The sequence below is a fragment of the Leptolyngbya sp. NIES-2104 genome (assembly GCF_001485215.1).
In the GTDB taxonomy this organism is placed as follows: Bacteria; Cyanobacteriota; Cyanobacteriia; order Leptolyngbyales; family Leptolyngbyaceae; genus Leptolyngbya.
This window is the reverse complement of record NZ_BBWW01000001.1, coordinates 1,086,688-1,106,046: the sequence shown is the minus strand read 5'-3', so window position 1 is coordinate 1,106,046 and position 19,359 is coordinate 1,086,688. Positions and strand designations below refer to the sequence as shown.

17 protein-coding genes are annotated in these 19,359 nt (G+C 46.7%); 11 read left to right on the top strand and 6 right to left on the bottom strand.

Annotated features, from left to right (window positions below; all coding sequences use genetic code 11):
- Positions 1 to 49: 49 nt before the first annotated feature.
- The 3 genes from NIES2104_RS05070 (at position 50) to NIES2104_RS05060 (ending at position 2,442) form a co-directional block, all read left to right on the top strand.
- Positions 50 to 1,312 carry a sodium:proton antiporter gene (locus tag NIES2104_RS05070; protein ID WP_192843558.1) on the top strand — a complete coding sequence of 421 codons (1,263 nt, stop codon included), beginning with the start codon at positions 50 to 52 and terminating at the stop codon, positions 1,310 to 1,312.
- A gap of 128 nt (positions 1,313 to 1,440) precedes the next feature.
- A complete protein-coding gene (gene psaM, locus NIES2104_RS05065) occupies positions 1,441 to 1,536 on the top strand; it encodes a photosystem I reaction center subunit XII (RefSeq protein ID WP_058996364.1) in 96 nt (31 codons plus the stop codon).
- A 486-nt stretch (positions 1,537 to 2,022) separates the two neighbouring features.
- On the top strand, positions 2,023 to 2,442 hold the full coding sequence (locus NIES2104_RS05060) for a hypothetical protein (protein WP_072218026.1): 420 nt from the start codon (positions 2,023 to 2,025) through the stop codon (positions 2,440 to 2,442).
- Positions 2,443 to 2,548: 106 nt separating this feature from the next.
- Here NIES2104_RS05060 and NIES2104_RS05055 read toward each other — a convergent pair whose 3' ends face one another.
- The 4 genes from NIES2104_RS05055 to lipB form a co-directional block, all read right to left on the bottom strand.
- Positions 2,549 to 2,836: a hypothetical protein gene (locus NIES2104_RS05055; protein WP_058996359.1), complete on the bottom strand. Its 288-nt coding sequence runs from the start codon at positions 2,834 to 2,836 to the stop codon at positions 2,549 to 2,551.
- Between the two features lie 629 nt (positions 2,837 to 3,465).
- Positions 3,466 to 4,599 carry a cysteine desulfurase family protein gene (locus NIES2104_RS05050; protein ID WP_058996357.1) on the bottom strand — a complete coding sequence of 378 codons (1,134 nt, stop codon included), beginning with the start codon at positions 4,597 to 4,599 and terminating at the stop codon, positions 3,466 to 3,468.
- 36 nt (positions 4,600 to 4,635) lie between these two features.
- Positions 4,636 to 5,730 (bottom strand): universal stress protein, encoded by a 1,095-nt coding sequence (locus NIES2104_RS05045; protein ID WP_058996355.1) that lies wholly within the window; start codon positions 5,728 to 5,730, stop codon positions 4,636 to 4,638.
- Positions 5,727 to 6,374 carry a lipoyl(octanoyl) transferase LipB gene (gene lipB, locus NIES2104_RS05040; protein ID WP_058996353.1) on the bottom strand — a complete coding sequence of 216 codons (648 nt, stop codon included), beginning with the start codon at positions 6,372 to 6,374 and terminating at the stop codon, positions 5,727 to 5,729. Before lipB ends, NIES2104_RS05045 begins: the two co-directional genes overlap by 4 nt.
- Before the next feature lie 197 nt (positions 6,375 to 6,571).
- On the opposite strand from lipB, the gene hpf reads away from it, so the two are divergent.
- From hpf to ftsH, 7 genes are all read left to right on the top strand, one after another.
- The gene (gene hpf, locus NIES2104_RS05035; protein ID WP_058996351.1) at positions 6,572 to 7,204 is read left to right on the top strand and encodes a ribosome hibernation-promoting factor, HPF/YfiA family; all 633 of its coding nucleotides are present in this window, start codon (positions 6,572 to 6,574) and stop codon (positions 7,202 to 7,204) included.
- A gap of 255 nt (positions 7,205 to 7,459) precedes the next feature.
- Positions 7,460 to 9,487: an elongation factor G gene (locus NIES2104_RS05030; RefSeq protein ID WP_058996349.1), complete on the top strand. Its 2,028-nt coding sequence runs from the start codon at positions 7,460 to 7,462 to the stop codon at positions 9,485 to 9,487.
- Between the two features lie 101 nt (positions 9,488 to 9,588).
- A complete protein-coding gene (locus tag NIES2104_RS05025) occupies positions 9,589 to 10,170 on the top strand; it encodes a cytochrome b/b6 domain-containing protein (protein ID WP_058996347.1) in 582 nt (193 codons plus the stop codon).
- Positions 10,171 to 10,175: 5 nt separating this feature from the next.
- On the top strand, positions 10,176 to 10,877 hold the full coding sequence (locus NIES2104_RS05020; protein ID WP_058996345.1) for a molybdopterin-dependent oxidoreductase: 702 nt from the start codon (positions 10,176 to 10,178) through the stop codon (positions 10,875 to 10,877).
- An 84-nt stretch (positions 10,878 to 10,961) separates the two neighbouring features.
- Positions 10,962 to 11,693, top strand: coding sequence for a ribonuclease PH (rph, locus tag NIES2104_RS05015; RefSeq protein ID WP_058996343.1), 732 nt, complete (start codon positions 10,962 to 10,964; stop codon positions 11,691 to 11,693).
- A gap of 153 nt (positions 11,694 to 11,846) precedes the next feature.
- The gene (locus NIES2104_RS05010; protein ID WP_058996340.1) at positions 11,847 to 12,299 is read left to right on the top strand and encodes an ATP-binding protein; all 453 of its coding nucleotides are present in this window, start codon (positions 11,847 to 11,849) and stop codon (positions 12,297 to 12,299) included.
- Between the two features lie 99 nt (positions 12,300 to 12,398).
- Complete coding sequence (gene ftsH, locus NIES2104_RS05005; protein WP_058996338.1) at positions 12,399 to 14,303, top strand: ATP-dependent zinc metalloprotease FtsH; 1,905 nt, start codon at positions 12,399 to 12,401, stop codon at positions 14,301 to 14,303.
- Positions 14,304 to 14,632: 329 nt separating this feature from the next.
- Here ftsH and NIES2104_RS05000 read toward each other — a convergent pair whose 3' ends face one another.
- Complete coding sequence (locus NIES2104_RS05000; protein WP_058996337.1) at positions 14,633 to 15,652, bottom strand: VCBS repeat-containing protein; 1,020 nt, start codon at positions 15,650 to 15,652, stop codon at positions 14,633 to 14,635.
- Positions 15,653 to 15,762: 110 nt separating this feature from the next.
- Positions 15,763 to 16,551 (bottom strand): cysteine hydrolase family protein, encoded by a 789-nt coding sequence (locus NIES2104_RS04995; RefSeq protein WP_058996335.1) that lies wholly within the window; start codon positions 16,549 to 16,551, stop codon positions 15,763 to 15,765.
- Between the two features lie 380 nt (positions 16,552 to 16,931).
- On the opposite strand from NIES2104_RS04995, the gene NIES2104_RS04990 reads away from it, so the two are divergent.
- Complete coding sequence (locus NIES2104_RS04990; RefSeq protein WP_058996333.1) at positions 16,932 to 19,043, top strand: BamA/TamA family outer membrane protein; 2,112 nt, start codon at positions 16,932 to 16,934, stop codon at positions 19,041 to 19,043.
- The last annotated feature ends 316 nt before the right edge of the window (positions 19,044 to 19,359 follow it).

The window sequence follows — 19,359 nt, the reverse complement described above, 5'->3', positions numbered from 1 at the left end:
TATATCGATTTGATCGTGCTCTTAGAGTGAAGACGAATTGCACTCTAGGATGGCGCTTGTGGATGTCTATATTCTTGATCTATTGGTGATTGGTTTACTGTTGTTGATGGTAACGGTGGGATCGGGTTGGATTGCTCGATTACCTTTGTCTTATGCGCTCATTTATTTATTTGTCGGAATCATTTTGAGTCCTTATGGATTGAATTTGGTTCAGATTCGCCCGGATGCAAATTTTCTCGAACGAGCGACCGAAATCGTTGTTTTAATCTCTCTGTTTAGTTGCGGACTGAAAATGAGTCGTCCGTTGCAATACGGAGCTTGGCGATCGACAATCCGACTAATCGGTTTACTCATGCCGATTACAATCTTTGCGGTTGCAGCGATCGCGCATTATGTTGTCCAATTAGATTGGGGTTTATCGATTCTTTTGGGGGCAATTCTCGCTCCGACTGATCCGGTGTTGGCTTCAGAAGTTCAACTCGAAGATCCACAAGATCGCGATGAATTAAGATTCGGCATTACTTCAGAAGGCGGATTAAATGATGCGCTGGCATTTCCGTTTGTTTATTTTGGCATTCACTGGATTGAGAAGGACAATTGGCGAGAATGGATTCATCGATGGATTGCGATCGACTTAGTTTGGGCAATTTTTGCGGGAATCGTGGTCGGATTTCTCGTGGCAAAAGCGATTAAGTGGATCGATAAAAAACTCGAACGCTTTCGCACTTCAGACGATTTGATGGAAGATTTTGTTGCCCTCAGCGCAATTTTCATCACATATGCTCTCGCTGAATTGGTCTATGGCTACGGATTTTTAGCGGTTTTTGTGGCTGGAATCGCCATGCGACGCAGACGAAACGATGAGTACACCGAGAATCAGCTTCATTTCATCGAACGCATAGAAAAACTCGCAGAAATCGGAACCATCTTGCTACTCGGCTCAATGCTGCGATTTGCACCGATGCTGAAATTTGCTGGAGATGCTTTCGTTATCGCCTTTAGTTTAATTTTCGTCATCCGACCGCTCGGCGCTTGGATTAGTACGATCGGCTTAAAAGTCCATCCCGCGACTCGCTGGCTCTATGGCTGGTTCGGAATCCGAGGAGTCGGCTCGATCTACTACCTGGCTTACACATTCGGTCACGGGTTGAAGGGTTACGATGGGGAGCAGATCGCCTGGATCACGTTTTGGACGATCGTCCTTTCCGTCCTGCTCCACGGTGTCACCTCTACCCCACTGATGCGCTGGTACGAGCGCAATGTGGAACACAACGAAACTCTAGAACAAAACCCCGCCCAGCACGAAGCTTAAGGCAGTGAAACCCCTGAAAAATGCAAAATTCAGGGGTTTTTCTGTTGCATCTTGTTACAACCACTTTCCGAAATGTGCGTTTTCGTTCACATTGAGGAACTATAACCCTGAGATAAGGAGTTTCAAACATGTCTTTATCTGATACTCAAGTTCTGGTTGCGCTGGTCGTGGCTCTCATTCCGGGAGTCCTCGCTTTTCGGTTAGCAACTGAGCTTTACAAGTAAAGGCTCGAATTAGGCAGGAGACGATCTTAGAAGCAAACGAGCAAATTGCGGAAAGAAAACTGTAAATTCAGTGATCATTTTGCAATTGAGCAAGTAAACTATCTAGGCAAGTTTCCTGCCTGAATGGGTTCTTTCCGCTCAGGTAGGCTAACCAGGCAACAAAACACACAAGAAACCCAACAGTTAAGACCCAAAAAAGCTAAATTTTCTTGCTTTTCTCTGTTTTAACTTTTGTCTTTTTTGTGACTGGCGCACTTAGTTCACTCGTACTTCTTGATTTTGGGTTCCAGATTTGCAATTTTAAGTAAGCTCTACCAACAAGAAATCAAGTTTTTTTGATGGATTGAAACTCGCAGTTCTTCGCTTGCAAGAGGTGAAGAGTTGGATCAGGTACTGACTAGAATTGCACGTCGTCACAAGAATAAATTTCAGAGTGAATTTCTTCGTGCTTGAGTTGCTTTTTTGCTGTCACCGCTGTATGAACCCATGAATGCACTTCCTCTACCACAACCGCCTGAGTCTCCTAGATCTCGTCGTTCTCGCTCCCCAAAATCGTCGCGCCGTTCTCGTCCACAGCAAGACCGCGTTTTGGCAGCCGAAGCGATCGCGAAACTCAGCGTCAATGTCGTGATTTCCGGTGCAGCGATCGCTGCTCTGGTACAGTTAATTCCTTATAGTCTCAATCAACAAGCAAAACTAAAAGAAATCCAAGCCGAAGTTCATACCGCAGATACCCGCGTGTCCCGGTTGAAATCAGACTTTAATCGTTATTTTGATCCTCAGCAAACCACCGCGATCGTTCAAGAGCAAACGAATCGAGCCGATCCGAATCAGCGTTTAGTGGTTCTAGGCGATTCGGATTCACCTGTGAAAGTTGAGCAAACAACGGCAGCACAAAATCCTTAGTTGAGATGAAAACTGCTTGAAACGTCGAGATTCGTTTGATCTCGACGTTTTTGCATGAAAAAATCGCACTCTACAGGAGAATGCGATTTCACGATTTTAGAGATCATTAAATCGATGTCACAGAAACTTCAGACTTGGTTTCTACTGGCTCAACCACATAAGTAAACGGTTGACCTTCTGAATCCGCCTGCCGAGCAAAAGCCGTTTCGCTGTGCCACACCGGAAGTCCAGAAAATTCCCATTCCGGTTCAAAAATCCGGGTTGCTAAGGAACAGGCTTTCCAGGTGCTTTGGACAGAAACATTGAGTTGGCTACAGTGACCACCACGCCGCCCTTCGGGGGAATAAAAACGGCAATGGCGACAAGTTGAGGTGAAGGCATCGTTACTTTTCATTGGTCGGGCGATCGCGATAATTAATGTGAAACAGTAGGGATACTTCTTAATGAAGTTTTCAGATTCGTAATGAAATGCTGTCGATTGAGAAACAGTTTGTGAAATAAATTACTCATTTTTAACCGTTGTTTACGAGCAATAGAAATTTCACAAAGATCCTAGTTTCTACTCTCTATTGTGAGTTGTGATGCGCTCGACTAAACGTGATGAAATCCTTGGAAATCGCTTCTAGGTCTGGGTTGTAGAAGCTATTTTTGAAAAAGGACTTTCACATTGTCTTTAGAATTCGGGGATCATTCTAAAGAAGGATGAAACTATTCCAGTGATTTCACTGAGAACGGTTGATTATGGTAAAGAACCCATCAGGGATCACAGGAAACGTGAAGCAAATCTTTCTTCTTATGAATTAGGTATTCCCAAATTTCTTTACGGGCGAAAACAGTTTTACATTCTGAAATCATTCTATTTTTTAATAACTGATTCTATAAGTTTGATCGATCCAGTGAGATTACCCTTCTAGAATCAGATAGAAAACGATTTCGTTATATCGACGGTTTACAGATTTCTTAAAGCGTGCATAATTATGAACACGCGATCGCATTTCTCATTCAAAATCTCAAGATAGAGGGCTAAATTTGCCGCAGCGAATCAACGGTTTCTTGAACAGCGTGAGCCGCCCGATCGATGTCTTCTTCAGTATTAAATCGCCCAATTCCGAAGCGAATCGACGCAAACGCTAATTCTTTTGGCACCCCGATCGCGCTTAAAACATGGGACGGTTCAATTTTTGTGGAGGTACAAGCGGAACCGGATGAAACCGCGATCGTGGGTTGCAATCCGAGAAGCAATGCCTGTCCATCGACTCCTTCAATGCTGAGATTTAGATTTCCAGGTAAACGCTGAGTTGGATGTCCGTTTAGATGAACGCCTTCGATCTGCAACTGTTCCCACAAACGATCGCGCAATTTTCCGACGTGCATCGCCTCAGAAATTGGATCGGCAATCTCGATCGCTTCTCCCAGTCCAACGATCAAAGGAGTGTAGAGCGTTCCCGATCGCATTCCTCGCTCATGTCCACCTCCATGTAATTGTGCAGAGAGTTGAACTCTGGGATTTCTTCGCCGCACGTACAAGGCACCGATTCCTTTTGGCGCATAAAGCTTATGACCTGTAATCGACATCAAATCAACGTTATGAACAGTGAGGGGAATTTTGCCGATCGCTTGTGCGGCATCGGTGTGAAAAAGAATATTTCGACTGCGGCAGAGTTCACCGATTTTGTCGATCGGTTGAATCACGCCAATCTCATTGTTCGCTGCCATGACCGACACCAAGATCGTATCGTCACGCATGGCTTTTTCGAGTTCAGTCAAATCGATTAAGCCAAAGCGATCGACTCCTAGATACGTCACTTCAAATCCAAGCGATTCCAAATAGCGACAAGGATCAAGCACAGCATTATGCTCGGTTTGAACCGTGATAATGTGTCGCCCTTGATTGAAGTAAGCTTCTGCAACTCCTTTAATCGCTAAGTTATTCGCTTCAGTTGCACCGCTGGTGAAGATAATTTCTTCAGGTGTGGCGTGAATTGCTTCTGCGATCGTTTCTCGTGCTTGTTTGACGGCGGCTTCTGCTTCCCAGCCGTAAGAATGCGTCACGCTTGCAGCGTTGCCATAATGCTCGGTGAAAAACGGCAGCATTGCGGCTAAAACGCGATCGTCTACTCGTGTGGTTGAATGATTATCGAGATAAATCGGACGCATGAAACCTACTGAGCACTCTACGATCGATTGTATTCTTTATGTTTTGTTTTCGGTTGCAATGATGTGGACATCAATGTTTTTCAGCAGTTTTAACAATCGCTGTGTGAGGGAGCCTTTGAGCAAAGTTTTCCAGCGCGATCGCTGACTTTCTCCAATCACAATTTGAGTAATTCGATACCGTTTTGCAACCTCAGAGATCGCTTTTGCAATATCGAGGTCTGAAACGCGAATAAACTGTCCGTCGAACTCTTTGCAAAGCCGTTCACACGTCTCAATCTGTAAACTTTCTGCCTTCGTGAGAAATCGATCTGGATCGCCGACAAAGACACAGTAGAGTGGCGCACGCATGTAGTTTGAAATTCGCGCTCCGCGTCTAAGCAATTGAAGCGAATTGGGATAAGTTGAAACGCAAACTAACACGCGCTCATGAATATTGCAGTAGGGAGCAGTTGTGTTTGGGTTCGTGTCTTCGATCGCATCTCCCTCAACGTTGTCAGCAATCTCTCGCAATGCAAGTTCTCGGAGTGCAACCAAGTTTCGACGCTGAAAAAAGTTTTGCAGTGATTGATCGATCTTTTCAGGTGCGTAGATTTTTCCGTCTTTGAGTCGTTCTTCTAGAGTCTCAGGCGTGACATCGACGACGACCACTTCATCCGCTTGTTCAAGTAAGCGATCGGGGATTCGTTCCCGCACGACAACGCCCGTAATTCGAGCCACTAAATCATTCAAGCTTTCTAAATGCTGAATGTTCACGGTCGAGTAAACATCAATTCCAGCGGCTAAAATCTGCTCTACATCTTGATAGCGTTTCTCGTGCTCAGAGCCTGGAACATTGGTATGAGCGAGTTCATCGACTAAAGCAAGCTGAGGCTGACGAGCAATCACCGCTTCTGTGTCCATCTCGGTGAGCGTCACTCCAGAATAAGTCACCAATTTACGCGAAACTTGCTCTAAGCCGATCGCTTTCTCGATCGTATCGTGGCGATTATGCGTTTCGAGCAGTCCGATTACTACGTCAACTCCTTCTTGTTTTAGTCGATGTCCTTCTTCGAGCATTCTGTAGGTTTTGCCCACACCCGGAGACATGCCGATAAAAATCTTGTGCTTTCCACGTCGATTTGAGCGATTCATAGTGAAGCTGGCTCTAAAGCTACCTCAAACACGTTAGCAAATGCGATCGCAATTTCTCGTTTCACTTCGTCGATCGTGATTCCGGGCACAAATTGCTCAAGGCTTCCGACGGCTTTGTCTGCGATACCACAGGGAACAATGCGATCGAATCCACTTAAATCTGGATTCACATTCAGAGCAAACCCGTGCATGGTGATCCAACGACTGACTTTAATCCCGATCGCGGCTAATTTGCGATCGCCCACCCAAACTCCGGTTAATCCTGAAATTCGCGTTCCAACTAATCCATATACAGCTAAGACGCGAATGATTACTTCTTCTAACTGTCTAAGATACCAATGCAAATCTCGCTGATAATTGTTCAGATTCAGAATCGGATAGCCTACGATTTGACCTGGACAGTGATAAGTGACTTCTCCACCGCGTTCGATCCGATGAAGTTCATATTCGGATTGAGCGGGGTCGAACTTCAAAAAGCTAATATCCGAACCGTGTCCTAACGTGTAAACGGGATAATGCTCTAACAGGATCAAAACATCACGGAGACTTGGATCTTGCTTGCGTGCATCTACTAGTGATCGCTGAAAGTCCCAGGCAGTTTTGTAAGGGGTCAAACCTGTAGAGTAGAGCAAACACGATCGCATGAAGCTTTTATCCCCAAACACTTCACTTTGGAATATTTTTGCTAAAAAATCAAGCGAAAATCAGATGAAATTACCGAATCGTGCGAATCAAGAATTATCAACAGATGCAAAACATTTTTAACGGAATGGTTTGCCAGAATACAAAGTGTTAGTGTGAATGTTAATCACCCACCACTTCAGGGGAGGAGATAGCTTATATGAAGCTTGTGATCCAGGGAAAGAACATCGAAGTTACGGATGCGATACGCGAGTACGTTCATCAAAAGATCGAGAAAGCGGTAAGCCATTATGAAACCCTTACAACCGAAGTCGATGTCCATCTCTCTGTTAGTCGTAACCCCCGATTAGTTCGGCAAATTGCAGAAGTTACGATCTATGCAAATGGCACTGTTGTTCGTGCCGAGGAAGGAAGTGAAAATCTCTACGCAAGTATCGATCTAGTAGCAGATAAAATTGCCCGTCGCTTGCGAAAATACAAAGAAAAACGATCCAATCATCGACACGAAAAAGCAACAGCAAATTTGGGCGATCAACCTGTGATCGGAGATCTCAATCTCGATCGAGAGCCAGAACTCCCCGCACAAGTCATTCGCACCAAATACTTCTCAATGACTCCGATGTCCGTCGATCAAGCGATCGAGCAGCTTGAACTGGTGGGACATGATTTCTATATGTTCCGAAACGTCGAGACGGGTGAAATCAATGTCGCCTATGAGCGCAATCATGGCGGTTATGGTGTGATTCAGCCTCGTAACAACAACGGACACACCCATCACCACAACGGCAATGGGAAGACTACAACAGACACGGTGAAATCGCTCGTAAAATAACGAAAAGGGGTGCGGTCAAACGCGCCCCTTTTCGTTAAGACAATCTGAGGTTTTGATCAGCGAGATCACAACAGTTTGATAATTCAGCATTATCGATTTTCAGGTTGAAAATCTTTCGTTTCAACACAATCAATTGACTTCGATCGAATAATCAGAAATTGCTCAACTCTTGCACTCTACATTGCAAAGAATTGGGTCGGTTTCTGCATTCTGAAATCGAAGAAAGATTGCTATTTCAATATCTAGGAGAATGGTATGAAAAGTGATTCAGTTGGCATCCGAAGTGTGGCGATCGTAGGTCCTTATCTCAGCGGCAAAACAACACTCCTCGAAAGTTTGCTCTGGGTAACCAATGCAGTGTCTCGCAAAGGAACCGTTCAAGACAAAAACACCGTGGGAGACAGCAGCCAAGAAGCCCGCGATCGCCAAATGACCGTTGAGATTAACACCGCTTCGACGATTTACGAAAATGTGCGGTTCACGTTTCTCGACTGTCCGGGTTCGGTGGAATTTGCTCAAGAAGCTTTGAATGCGTTGATCGGGGTCGATGCGGTTGTGGTGGTGACTGAAGCGCTTGTCGATCGTGTTCTCACTTTATCGCCCTTGTTCAAGTTCCTAGATGATTGGGAAATTCCGCATTTAGTCTTCCTCAACAAGATGGATCGCGCTGATGTGGACTTTATGGAAGTGCTACACGCACTGAAAACGGTTTCGAGTCGTCCACTGATTCCGCATCAATATCCGATCGGTCGTGGAGAATCGCTAACCGGATTTATTGATTTAGTGACGGAGCAAGCTTATCACTATCATCCTGGTGCACCTGCTGACCCGGTTTCATTCCCAGAGGAACTGAAGGATCAAGAGCAGCTTGCGCGAATGGAAATGCTCGAAACCCTGGCAAACTGGGATGATCATCTGTTAGAGGAACTGTTAGAAGAAATTGAGCCGCCTGAAGATGAGATTCTGCAAGATTTGAAGATGGAATTGGGTGCAGACTTGATTGTGCCTGTGTTCTTTGGGTGTGCCGATCGAGATTTTGGAGTTCGTCCGCTACTCTCTGCATTACTGCGGGAAACTCCAGAACCGGATACGATCGCAGAACATCGCGGTATCAAACCTGGAAACACCGAAATTGCTCAAGTTCTGAAAACCTACAACACACAGCAAGGCGGAAAGCTTTCATTAGTTCGAGTCTGGCAAGGAACCATCACCGATGGCATGTCACTCAACGGAGTTCGCATTGGTGGAATGTATCGCCTGATGGGTCAACAGCAACAGAGTGTGAATTCTGCTCAATCGGGTGAGATTGTTGCTCTCGCTCGAATGGAAGGGATTAAAACTGGAGATACTCTTTCCAGTGGAGGAGTAAAAGCACTTCCCAAACCTCAACAGATCAAGCCTGTCTATGCAATGGCAATTCAGGCAGAGAAGCGCAATGATGAAGTGAAACTCACCGGAACATTGGCGAAACTGCTCGAAGAAGATTGCGGCATCTGTTGGGAGCAACATGGCGATACGCATGAAATCATTTTGTGGGGACAGGGTGAAATTCATTTGCAGGTAGCACTCGATCGCTTAAGACGCAAGTACAATCTGCCGATGTCTACTCATCTGCCGCAAGTCCCCTACAAAGAGACGGTTCGCAAGGCTACTAATTCCCACGGACGCTACAAGCACCAAACCGGAGGACATGGACAGTTCGGTGATGTCTATCTCGATATTCAACCTGTATCACGCGGTAATGGCTTCCAGTTTGGTGAAAAAATCGTCGGTGGTGTCGTTCCGAGACAGTACATTCCCGGTGTCGAAATGGGTGTACGGGAATATCTTTCCACGGGTCCGCTTGGATTCCCAGTGGTCGATGTTGCGGTGACTTTAACGAATGGTTCTTATCACAGTGTGGATAGTTCTGAGCAAGCCTTTAAGCAAGCCGCTCGAATTGCAATGCAGGAAGGCATGGCGAAATGTGAACCTGTCTTGTTAGAACCGATCGTCAGAGTTACAGTTTCTGTTCCCGCTGATTTCACCTCAAAAGTGCTGCGGCTCTCTAGAGGTCGGCGTGGTCAGGTGTTGGGCTACGACGCGAAAGAAGGCTGGGTTGGTTGGGATGATGTGATTGTGTTATTACCGCAGGCAGAAATGCACGATCTGATTGTGGAACTGCGATCGCAAACGATGGGAGTCGGATTCTTTCAGTACGAATTCGATCATCTGCAAGAAGTCCCCGACAAATTAGCTGAACGGGTTTTGGTGACAACGGGACACAGCAACAGTAAGCGTTAGTGTTTTCTCCTCAAGGATGAAGCTTCCGGAGTGGGTTTGTCGATCGACTCTGGAAGCTTTTTTGTGTCACATTAAGAGCATGTGATCTTTTGTGAAGCGCGATGGAACTCAAGGTTTTACCGAAACAGGCGATTCTTGCTAAAACGTTTCATTGGATTAATGTCGTGAGTCTATTCGTCATGCTGACCAGTGGACTGCAAATTTACAACGCCAATCCAGTGTTTGGAGGTCGAGCAGGAATACCGATTCCGCCGATTTTCACGATGGGTGGATGGTTAGCAGGTGGGCGAGATTGGCACTTTGCTGGAATGGGATTATTTTCGCTGAATTTGCTGTGGTATGGGATTTATGTGATCGTGTCACAGCGATGGAAACATCGATTTGTTGGTGCAAATGATATCAAGGCACTCCAAACCGGAAAAAATCCGAAACGGAAATATTATGCTTGGCATCGGGTTGCTTACACTGCGATCGTGCCGATTCTTTTACTTGCCATCCTCAGCGGCATCGGAATGTACAAACCCGCTCAATTTCCCTGGATTGTTGATTTATTCGGAGATTGGCAAGCGTTGAGGATTGTTCATTTCTCTAGTGTTCCGACTGTGATCGGATTCGCGATCATACATTCCTTCTTAGCGCTAAAAGTCGGCGGCTCTCGATTAATCGATTCGATGTTTTGGTAACGGTAATGCAGAATTATTCGCGACGTGACTTTCTTAAAATTGCTGGCGTTTCAAGTTCAGGATTGATTCTCGGCGGTTGTGGTGTTCCAATTTTTGCTGATCTGGTGGGTGCTGCGACAGAACCTTTAAATCAGAAAGTTGAGGAACTATTATTAAAGCCGGAAACGCCTGTGCCTGAATTTGCGGCTAGTCAAATTGAGCGAGGTCAATTAATCGTCAATACTTTCGGCTTTACTCCCGTAATTGATTCAGAGAAATTTCGATTAATCATTGATGGTGAAGTAAATCAACCGTTATCATTAAGCCTGAATGAGATTTACAAATTGCCGCTCACTTCAATGATTATTCGGCATGTGTGTGTCGAGGGATGGGCAGCGATCGTGCAATGGGGCGGTGTTCGTTTGAGAGATCTAATCCAACTAGCACAGCCGAAACCGGGAGTGCAGTATGTTTATTTTCAATCTGCCGATCGCTATTCTGAAAGTTGGGATCTGCGATCGTGCCTCCATCCTCAAACGCTCATGGCGTATCAGATAAACGGTGAACCATTACCGATTCAAAATGGTGCACCACTCAGATTGGCATCCCCGATCAAACTGGGATACAAGCAGAGTAAATGGGTAACGCGGATTACGTTGGTGAGCAAACTCGGTCGATCGCGGGGTTATTGGGAAGATCAGGGATACGAATGGTTCGCGGGATTATGACCCCAAATCTGAAAACAATCTGGAATCTCCCTACCTAAACCAAACCGTGGACGGTATGCTAAATCACAGATTTGAGGAAATTCCATGTCCTGGCAGCGTCCAGATGGTCGGCAACCCGACCAACTCCGTCCCACCACCTTTACCCGTGGCTTTACCAAATTCTCCGCAGGTTCCGTTCTTGCCTGCTGCGGTGACACCCAAGTCCTTTGCACCGTTAGCATTCAATCTAGAGTCCCCCGATTTCTCGAAGGCAAAGGGCAAGGCTGGCTCACTGCTGAGTACCGAATGCTACCGGGAGCCACTCCCGATCGACAAGAGCGCGAACTCCTCAAACTTTCTGGACGCACCCAAGAAATCCAACGCCTGATTGGACGCAGCTTGAGATCAGTCCTCGATATGCAGGCACTCGGAGAACGAACGATTACGATCGATGCCGATGTTCTTCAAGCCGATGCTGGAACCCGAACCACTTCGATCACAGGTGCATTTGTCGCGCTGCATGACGCGATCGACACGCTGATCCAAAAAGGAGAACTCGATCGCTCTCCGATTCGTCACCAAGTCGCTGCCATCTCGGTTGGACTGATCGAAGGCGAGGCATTTCTTGACCTAAATTATCCCGAAGATGTCACAGCAGATATCGATTGCAATGTCGTGATGAATGATGCGCTAGAAATCATCGAAATTCAAGGCACAGCCGAACAAGGCAGCTTCACTCGGCAACAATTGGATCAGATTATGAACCTGGCTGAGAAAGGAATTCAAGAACTGCTACAATTGCAGCGAAAAGCGCTAAATATCAATCACTTCCATTGATAAAAGTCTATATATTGTTGATACTGAGTGCCAAAATTTCCAGTGATTTTTAGAGAAAATACAACGCGTTGACGCTGAAAAGACACGTATCATAAATATAGTTTGAAATAGAAATCAACCCCAGACCCCGCGATCGAGTGAACGAATCGAAGCATGTTTCAGCAAGATCATCTGTCGGTTAACAGTAACCTCACAGTCTTGAACCATGTCCAGAAATGGTTTGAGAAATTTTGGTATCAACATGATCCCCATTTTCCCCGGCGTGAGAATCAACTCCACCGCCTTAATCTCGCTTTAGCTGAAGGATTTACCAACGCTGTCCGTCACGCCCATTCAGGACTCTCACATGACACTTCGATCGACATTCAGGTCGCTCTACACGACGATCGAATGGAAATCGAGATTTGGGATTGGGGACAACCTTTTGATCCCAACAATATTCGAGAACCCCAGCCAGGAACTCTACAGGAAGGAGGATACGGCTGGTTTTTATTGCGACGCTTAGCCGATGAAGTCAGCTACGATCGTCAAGGACAGCGCAACTGTCTCAAAATTGTCAAGTACACTCCCGAATCTCCCCCCGCTCAAGTGTCGAATTCGTATTGAGAGGGCTAGACTAAGGAAATAGAGTTGCGTCCTGCGTGAACTCTATTGTTTTTGTTATCGTCCCCCGATCCTGTCCCACCCGACAAAAGGCAACACACAATGAAAGGCTCACGGAATTTGGCTCAATCGCTGTCGCTCAAAAAAGTTCGATCGCAGGCAGGCAAAACTGCTGTCATCGGCTGGCTACTGCTTCAAAGCCTGCTCATGAGTGCTCCCGCGATGGCTCAAGCCCGTCAGTCTTTGAGCTACACCGGATTGCTAAAGAAAATTGATGCGGGTGAAGTCGAGCGCGTCGAAATCGATGAAGCTCAGAATGTGGCACGAGTTCGACTGCAAGGCGCGAACAGAAACGAGCCACCGATCGAAGTGCAACTCCTCGATCGCAATCCAGAACTCATCGATCGACTTCGGAAAAATAAGGTCACGTTTGATTCTCAACCCACCGCAGATAATAGCGTTGTGGTCGGACTGGTGGCGAATCTGCTGCTGTTCATGTTGTTGATTGCAGGATTGCTGCTGATTCTACGTCGATCGAGCAATTCTCCGGGTGGTCCTGGACAAGCGATGAGCTTCGGAAAGTCTCGCGCTCGGTTTCAGATGGAAGCCAAAACGGGTGTGATGTTTGATGATGTCGCAGGGATTGAAGAAGCGAAAGAAGAATTACAAGAAGTCGTCACATTTCTGAAGAAGCCTGAACGGTTTACGGCAGTTGGAGCGAGAATTCCGAAAGGGGTTCTACTCGTTGGATCGCCGGGAACAGGCAAGACATTGTTGGCAAAAGCGATCGCGGGTGAAGCGGGTGTTCCGTTCTTCTCAATTTCCGGTTCCGAATTTGTCGAAATGTTTGTCGGGGTCGGTGCTTCTCGTGTACGTGACTTATTTAAGAAAGCGAAAGAGAACGCGCCCTGCATCGTCTTTATCGATGAAATTGATGCGGTCGGTCGCCAACGTGGAGCGGGTATCGGTGGCGGTAATGATGAACGGGAACAAACTCTAAACCAGTTATTGACTGAAATGGATGGGTTTGAAGGCAATACTGGAATCATCATTATTGCAGCGACAAACCGCCCGGATGTGTTGGATTCTGCGTTGTTGCGTCCGGGACGATTCGATCGACAAATCACCGTCGATTTACCCGATCGTAAAGGTCGCCTGAAAATCCTCGAAGTTCATGCCCGGAATAAAAAGCTGTCAGATGAAGTAGATCTCGAAAAAATTGCTCGTCAAACGCCGGGATTCTCTGGGGCTGAATTGGCGAATTTATTAAATGAAGCGGCAATTCTCACAGCACGTCGTCGGAAAGATGCGGTCACGATGCTGGAAATCGATGATGCGATCGATCGAGTGTCGATCGGACTTGCAAAAAATCCGCTGCTCGATTCGACCCGTAAGCGTATGACCGCGTATCACGAAATCGGACATGCTTTACTGACAACGATTTTGACAAACGCTGATCCGCTGAACAAAGTGACGATTATTCCACGTGCCGGTGGAATCGAAGGCTTCTCACAGACCGTTCCAGATGAAGAAACGATCGATAGTGGTCTTTATACTCGTGCTTGGATGCTCGATCGAATTAAAGTCATTCTAGGGGGTCGAGCGGTTGAAGCGGAAGTGTTCGGAGAAGATGCGATCGATGCTGGAGCCGCCAGCGATATTGGCAAAGTCACTCAAATTGCGCGGCAAATGGTGACGATGTTTGGTATGTCTGATTTGGGTCCAGTTGCGTTTGAAAGCTCAGGCGGCGAAGTGTTTCTAGGACGGAGCATGATGCCGCAGTCTGAATATTCTGAAGAACTCGCAAGCCAGATCGATCAGAAAGTGCGAGAGATTGCGAAATTCTGTTATGCGGAAGCCCGCCGACTGTTGCGCGACAATCGTCCATTAGTCGATCGCTTAGTCGATGTGCTGCTGGAACAAGAAACGATCGAGGGTGAGCAGTTTCGTAAGATTGTGGAGGAATATCGCGATTCTGTCTCTCAACAAACTGCTAGCGTTACCTGAAATCTTGTACCAATGGCGACAGGACGAATTTCGAGCGTTTTGTTCATTGCGCTGCCTCGCCCCGGAATGGAATTCGGGGCTAACAGAACGAAGTCCACTAAAGGGGACTGAAGAGCGTAGATTCGGCTTCTTGAGTCAGTTTCAACTGACTTCGCACAGGTAGCCCCGAATTCCATTCCGGGGCGGGTGAATGCGATGAACGAAATGCTCGAAATACGCCTTCTTGAAAATGGCGCAAGATTTCAGTTACCAGTTGATTTTGTGAAAGCCCTCTCGATTCAGATAGGGCTTCATCATTTTTGGAACATGCAGGAATCGCTTAAGTCATCCTACGGCACCATTGGTTTCGGTAGAATTCCATTGCTGAACCAAATGACGCTCTGCGTTCCATCCGTTGTTGTCCAGCGAATATCTGAAAATCGATCGCCGTTGTAATCTCCGATCGCCGCTCGGAACCCAGCGGATTGACTCGCGACCGGGAGAATTTGCACTCTCGTCCCTTCAGAGAGCCAGACTTGATCTTCGGCGGTGCTGGGATTGCGAACGAGAAAATCAGTGCGACCATCATCGTTAAAATCAGCAATCCGAATCGTGAGATCGCTGCTTGTGCTCGGAAGCTCGATCGAGGTTGCATCAGGTTGGAATCCGCTTCCTGTCCAAGTCCAAACTTGATTCTGCCCAGTTAAGCGATCGCGCCAAAAGAGACCACTACGTCCGTCTCCATTGAAATCAATCACTTCAGCGCTTGAAGTGATCGGTTTTACGGGGAGCGACTCACCGAAAATCGTTAATGTTTGCGGGTCAAATGTCCAGAATGAATTTCCGCCTGTTTCTGGGTTGCGCCAGAACAAATCGGTACGATTGTCTCCGTTGAAATCAGCGATCGACGGTTCCCATCCTCCGTCAATTTTGCCGCCGATTTGTCGAGTTTTTTGCGATCCATCCATTAACCAAAGTTGATAGTCTCCGGTGCTGAAGTTGTACCAGAATAGGTCGGTTTTTCCATCGCCGTTAAATTCACCGATCACGCTTCTCCAATCGCCTTGAAGCGGATCGAGAAAGGCTCCACCCTGAATCGATGTGCCATTCATGAGCCAAATTCCATTCTCCCCGGTGGTCGTATCTCGCCACAGCAAATCAGTTTTGCGATCGCCATTAAAATCGCCATATTTCGGCGCTTGCCATCCTGCCGGAATCGATGGAAATGAGCTTGATCCAAGCGATCGAACTCCTGCAATTAGCGCAAGTTCTCCAACACGAGTATTGGTATTTAAACTGAAAAGATCAGTCCGACCATCGCCATTAAAATCAGGAATTCTTAGCGAATTTAAACTTTCAGGAACTGCCATATTTTCGTTTTTCCTAGGAAATCGGAACACTATATCATGTCTTCGTTCTGGATGTTTTGATACCAGAAAAATCAATCAGAAAGGTGTATGGCAGTTTGGCTATTGTTTCACTAATTTGAAACTTTGATACCTGATTTAATTCCATCAATCAACTTTGTTGAATCGCTCACAAATCCGAAGCATTGTTTTACATTATACAAGGTTGCTTGTAAGCAGAATTCTGGCGAAGTTGTTGCGGTACAGTCTTCCAAAAGAATGCAGTCATAGCCTAAGAAATTCGCATCTTGTAGCGTTGTCATCACACATTGATCCGCATTCACACCTGCAAAAAAGAGCGTTGTTTTGCCTAAATTTTTCAAAATACTGTCTAACGGTGTATCCCAAAATCCACTCATACGATATTTGTCAATTTTGACATCGCTCTCGGTGGGTTGAAGTTCATCGACGATCGCGGCTGCCCAACTGTCTTTTTCCAACACAGGCGCTTGGTTTTTCGGCAATGGATCGCCTAAACCTATCCCCGTTCCTGTCGGGTTGTAAACGTGTCGGGTTGCAGGACTGATGTTTAACAAATCGGGGCGATTTCCCCAATTCACCCATACGATCGAGACTCCGATCTGTCGCAGAATTGGCAGCAATTGCTGGATAGGAACAATGGGTGATCGTGCAGGAGTAACATCGACTCCGATATGGGCTAGCCAACCGTCCGGATGACAAAAATCATTCTGCATGTCGATGACAATCAGTGCAGATTTAGCTAGATCTAGACGCAATGTTTTAGTTGCGGTGTCGAGCACGATCGGCTGAGGTGCGATCGCGGGTCGGGTTAAATCTGCGATCGATTCATCAACATACCAAGCATTCGGAGGAACACCGAGGGAATGCAGCGATGGATTCATAAACGGGAACTCTGCTTTCAAATTGTTCTTCAATCAGTACTACAACTGTTTACATCAAGCTGTTTATCAGATCACGAATTAGAGATCGATTGAATCTCTGATGGGCTGATTTTTCTGATACAACTAAGCTTAATTTCTAGGACATGTCTTAGAGGCTTCTCGCTGCGTTGTTCATCCGCCCCGGAATAGAATTCGGGGCTAACAGTGCGAAGTCCGTTGAAACGGACTGAAGACATCTAATTTGGTTTTCAGTCCCCTTTAGTGGACTTCGTTCGATTAGCCCCGAATTCCATTCCGGGGCGGGCGTGAACGAAGCAAAAGGTGCTAAAACACATCCCAGATTTGTTCATTCACAAAGTTCTAATTCTGTGGGTTCAGCTATGCGTTTTTCTAAAATCACCGCCTGTGCGATCGGGCTTATTTCTATCTCAGAGTTGGCACAAAAAGCCATTGCTCAAGATGTTGTTGTGCCGACTGAACCTTCAGCGGTTGAAACGAAAACGCCAGCCGTTTCTAGCAGTAAAACCGTCCCCACAGTCACGATCGAATCTCCTCGCCCCACCCCAGAATTTTCTCGCAAACCGATCACTTCAAAACTTGAAGTCGATCGTGCTCCAACTCCTGTACCAATTGCTCAAAAACTTGAAGTCGATCGTGCTCCATCGATCGCCCAAACTCCAATTCGTCCAACACCTGCGCCTCAGACTCCACCGCGTCCAACATCTGCACCTCAAACTTCACCGAATCTCGTTCTCACGGCAACCGATGTTCAGATCGTGGGAGCTTCTGCCGAACTTCAAGAACTTGTTCGGTCTCGCATTCAAACGCAACCCGGCGGAAATGTCAGTACTCCTCAGCTTCAAAGCGACATTGCTGTAATTCTTGAAACAGGATTATTTAGTACGGCGAACTTCACGACTCGCACGAATCCAAATGGGTTGAGCGTGACTTTTCAAGTTCAGCCGACGACGGTTCGATCGCTGAATTTAGTCAATGCTCAAGCCCTCACCCCGACGATCGCCAATCAATTCTTTCAGTCCCAACTTGGTGCACCCGTTAGCCCGACTGCAATTAATGACAGCATTCGGCAGATTAATGCTTGGTATCGTCAGAATGGATTTAGCTTAGCGCGAGTGGTCGGAGTCGTTCCAAATCGGGATGGAGTGTTGACGGTCGAAGTTGCAGAAGGCTCGATCGGGAATATTCAAATTAGATTTACCGATGAGCAAGGTCGGTTGGTTAACGATCGCGGTCAACCGATTCAGGGTCGCACGAGGGAAGATTTTTTAAGAAATCAAATTCAAATCAAACCCGGTCAAATTTTCCAAGAATCGGCTGCCCGTGAAGACTTACAGCGAATTCTGCAAACCGGATTATTTACAAACGGTCGGGTTTCTCTCGAAGGGGATGCTCGTCGTACAACGGTTGTGTACAACCTGACTGAAGCTCGAAGTCGCGCACTGAATGTGAGCGGAGGAATCAACGAGGATTTGGGCGTTTTTGGGAGTCTCAACTATAACGACACGAACTTTAATGGGGTTGGACAGCAGTTGGGTGGAAATGTCTCCGTGGGAACGCGAGATGTGCAGTTTGATGGACGGTTTGTGAGTCCTTATCGATCGACTGAGCCAGATAAATTGGGGTATAGCGTTAGTGGATTTCGGAGGCGCGGCATTTCTCGTGTGTTTGATAACGACGCGAGTGAATTAGCGAATGGCGATCGACCTCGTGAAGGTCGATTTGGTGGAACCGTGGCGGTCAATCGCCCGATCGGGAATGGTTGGGATGGAACTTTAGGATTGAACTATACGCGGATTAGTTTGCGCGATCGAGATGGCGATGTGGCAAGACGCGATCGAAACGGCGCACCGCTGTCTTTTAGCGGAACGGGAATCGATGATTTGACGACCGTGAACTTTACCGCTGTGCGAGATCAGCGCAACAATCCAGTTGATCCATCGAGCGGGTCAATTTTGACATTAACAACTGAGCAATCAATCCCGATCGGCAGTGGCAGCATTCTCTCGAATCGTTTGCAAGCGAACTATTCGCAGTATGTCCCGGTGAATTTCTTTAATCTGGAGAAAACACAGCAACAGCCTGAAGTATTGGCGTTTAATGTTCAGGCAGGAACGACGATCGGAGATTTGCCGCCGTACAATGCGTACACGCTGGGTGGTCCAAATTCGGTGCGGGGATATGGATTTAACGATGTTGCTGTCGGGCGCAGTTTTGTTCTTGCGTCTGCGGAATACCGATTCCCGATTTACAACATTCTAGGGGGTGCTGTGTTCGCTGACTTTGCCTCAGATTTAGGATCAGCGAATTCGGTGTTAGGTGCACCTGGAACCGTTCGGGGTTTACCGGGTTCGGGATTTGGCATTGGGGTCGGACTGCGGTTGAAATCGCCATTAGGTACGATTCGGGCGGGATATGGGATTAACGATCAAGGAGAAGGACGATTCCAGTTTGGATTTGGAGAGAAATTTTAGAGGGTGTTTGAAAAGTATAAAAAGTCACTTCGCTCTCGTTTGACTCCCGCCCTGAAATGAATTTCGGGCTAACCGTGGAAAGTCTACTGAAGTAGACTGGGAGGCAGTTACAGGTTCTTAGTCCATTTCAATGGACTTGCGCCGATTAGCCCGAAATTCATTTCAGGGCGGGTTGCGGCAACAACGATTACTTTTCAAACATCCTCTTAGGCGATCGCATGATCAAACCGTCTTCTCAAAAGATTTGTGCGTCGATTTGAAAACTCTGAACTACACTGAAATCGCAGAATTCTAGTTCTTCACGAGCTTTCATCGA

Excerpts from the sequence above, each read along its gene's own strand:
- NIES2104_RS05050 (WP_058996357.1), bottom strand. The coding sequence starts at position 4,599 with ATGCGTCCGATTTATCTCGATAATCATTCAACCACACGAGTAGACGAT.
- NIES2104_RS05010 (WP_058996340.1), top strand. The coding sequence starts at position 11,847 with ATGTTTCAGCAAGATCATCTGTCGGTTAACAGTAACCTCACAGTCTTG.
- lipB (WP_058996353.1), bottom strand. The coding sequence starts at position 6,374 with ATGCGATCGTGTTTGCTCTACTCTACAGGTTTGACCCCTTACAAAACT.
- NIES2104_RS05055 (WP_058996359.1), bottom strand. The coding sequence starts at position 2,836 with ATGAAAAGTAACGATGCCTTCACCTCAACTTGTCGCCATTGCCGTTTT.
- NIES2104_RS05000 (WP_058996337.1), bottom strand. The coding sequence starts at position 15,652 with ATGGCAGTTCCTGAAAGTTTAAATTCGCTAAGAATTCCTGATTTTAAT.
- NIES2104_RS05020 (WP_058996345.1), top strand. The coding sequence starts at position 10,176 with ATGCAGAATTATTCGCGACGTGACTTTCTTAAAATTGCTGGCGTTTCA.
- NIES2104_RS05060 (WP_072218026.1), top strand. The coding sequence starts at position 2,023 with ATGAATGCACTTCCTCTACCACAACCGCCTGAGTCTCCTAGATCTCGT.
- NIES2104_RS05045 (WP_058996355.1), bottom strand. The coding sequence starts at position 5,730 with ATGAATCGCTCAAATCGACGTGGAAAGCACAAGATTTTTATCGGCATG.
- ftsH (WP_058996338.1), top strand. The coding sequence starts at position 12,399 with ATGAAAGGCTCACGGAATTTGGCTCAATCGCTGTCGCTCAAAAAAGTT.
- NIES2104_RS05070 (WP_192843558.1), top strand. The coding sequence starts at position 50 with ATGGCGCTTGTGGATGTCTATATTCTTGATCTATTGGTGATTGGTTTA.
- NIES2104_RS04995 (WP_058996335.1), bottom strand. The coding sequence starts at position 16,551 with ATGAATCCATCGCTGCATTCCCTCGGTGTTCCTCCGAATGCTTGGTAT.
- psaM (WP_058996364.1), top strand. The coding sequence starts at position 1,441 with ATGTCTTTATCTGATACTCAAGTTCTGGTTGCGCTGGTCGTGGCTCTC.
- NIES2104_RS04990 (WP_058996333.1), top strand. The coding sequence starts at position 16,932 with ATGCGTTTTTCTAAAATCACCGCCTGTGCGATCGGGCTTATTTCTATC.
- hpf (WP_058996351.1), top strand. The coding sequence starts at position 6,572 with ATGAAGCTTGTGATCCAGGGAAAGAACATCGAAGTTACGGATGCGATA.
- rph (WP_058996343.1), top strand. The coding sequence starts at position 10,962 with ATGTCCTGGCAGCGTCCAGATGGTCGGCAACCCGACCAACTCCGTCCC.
- NIES2104_RS05030 (WP_058996349.1), top strand. The coding sequence starts at position 7,460 with ATGAAAAGTGATTCAGTTGGCATCCGAAGTGTGGCGATCGTAGGTCCT.
- NIES2104_RS05025 (WP_058996347.1), top strand. The coding sequence starts at position 9,589 with ATGGAACTCAAGGTTTTACCGAAACAGGCGATTCTTGCTAAAACGTTT.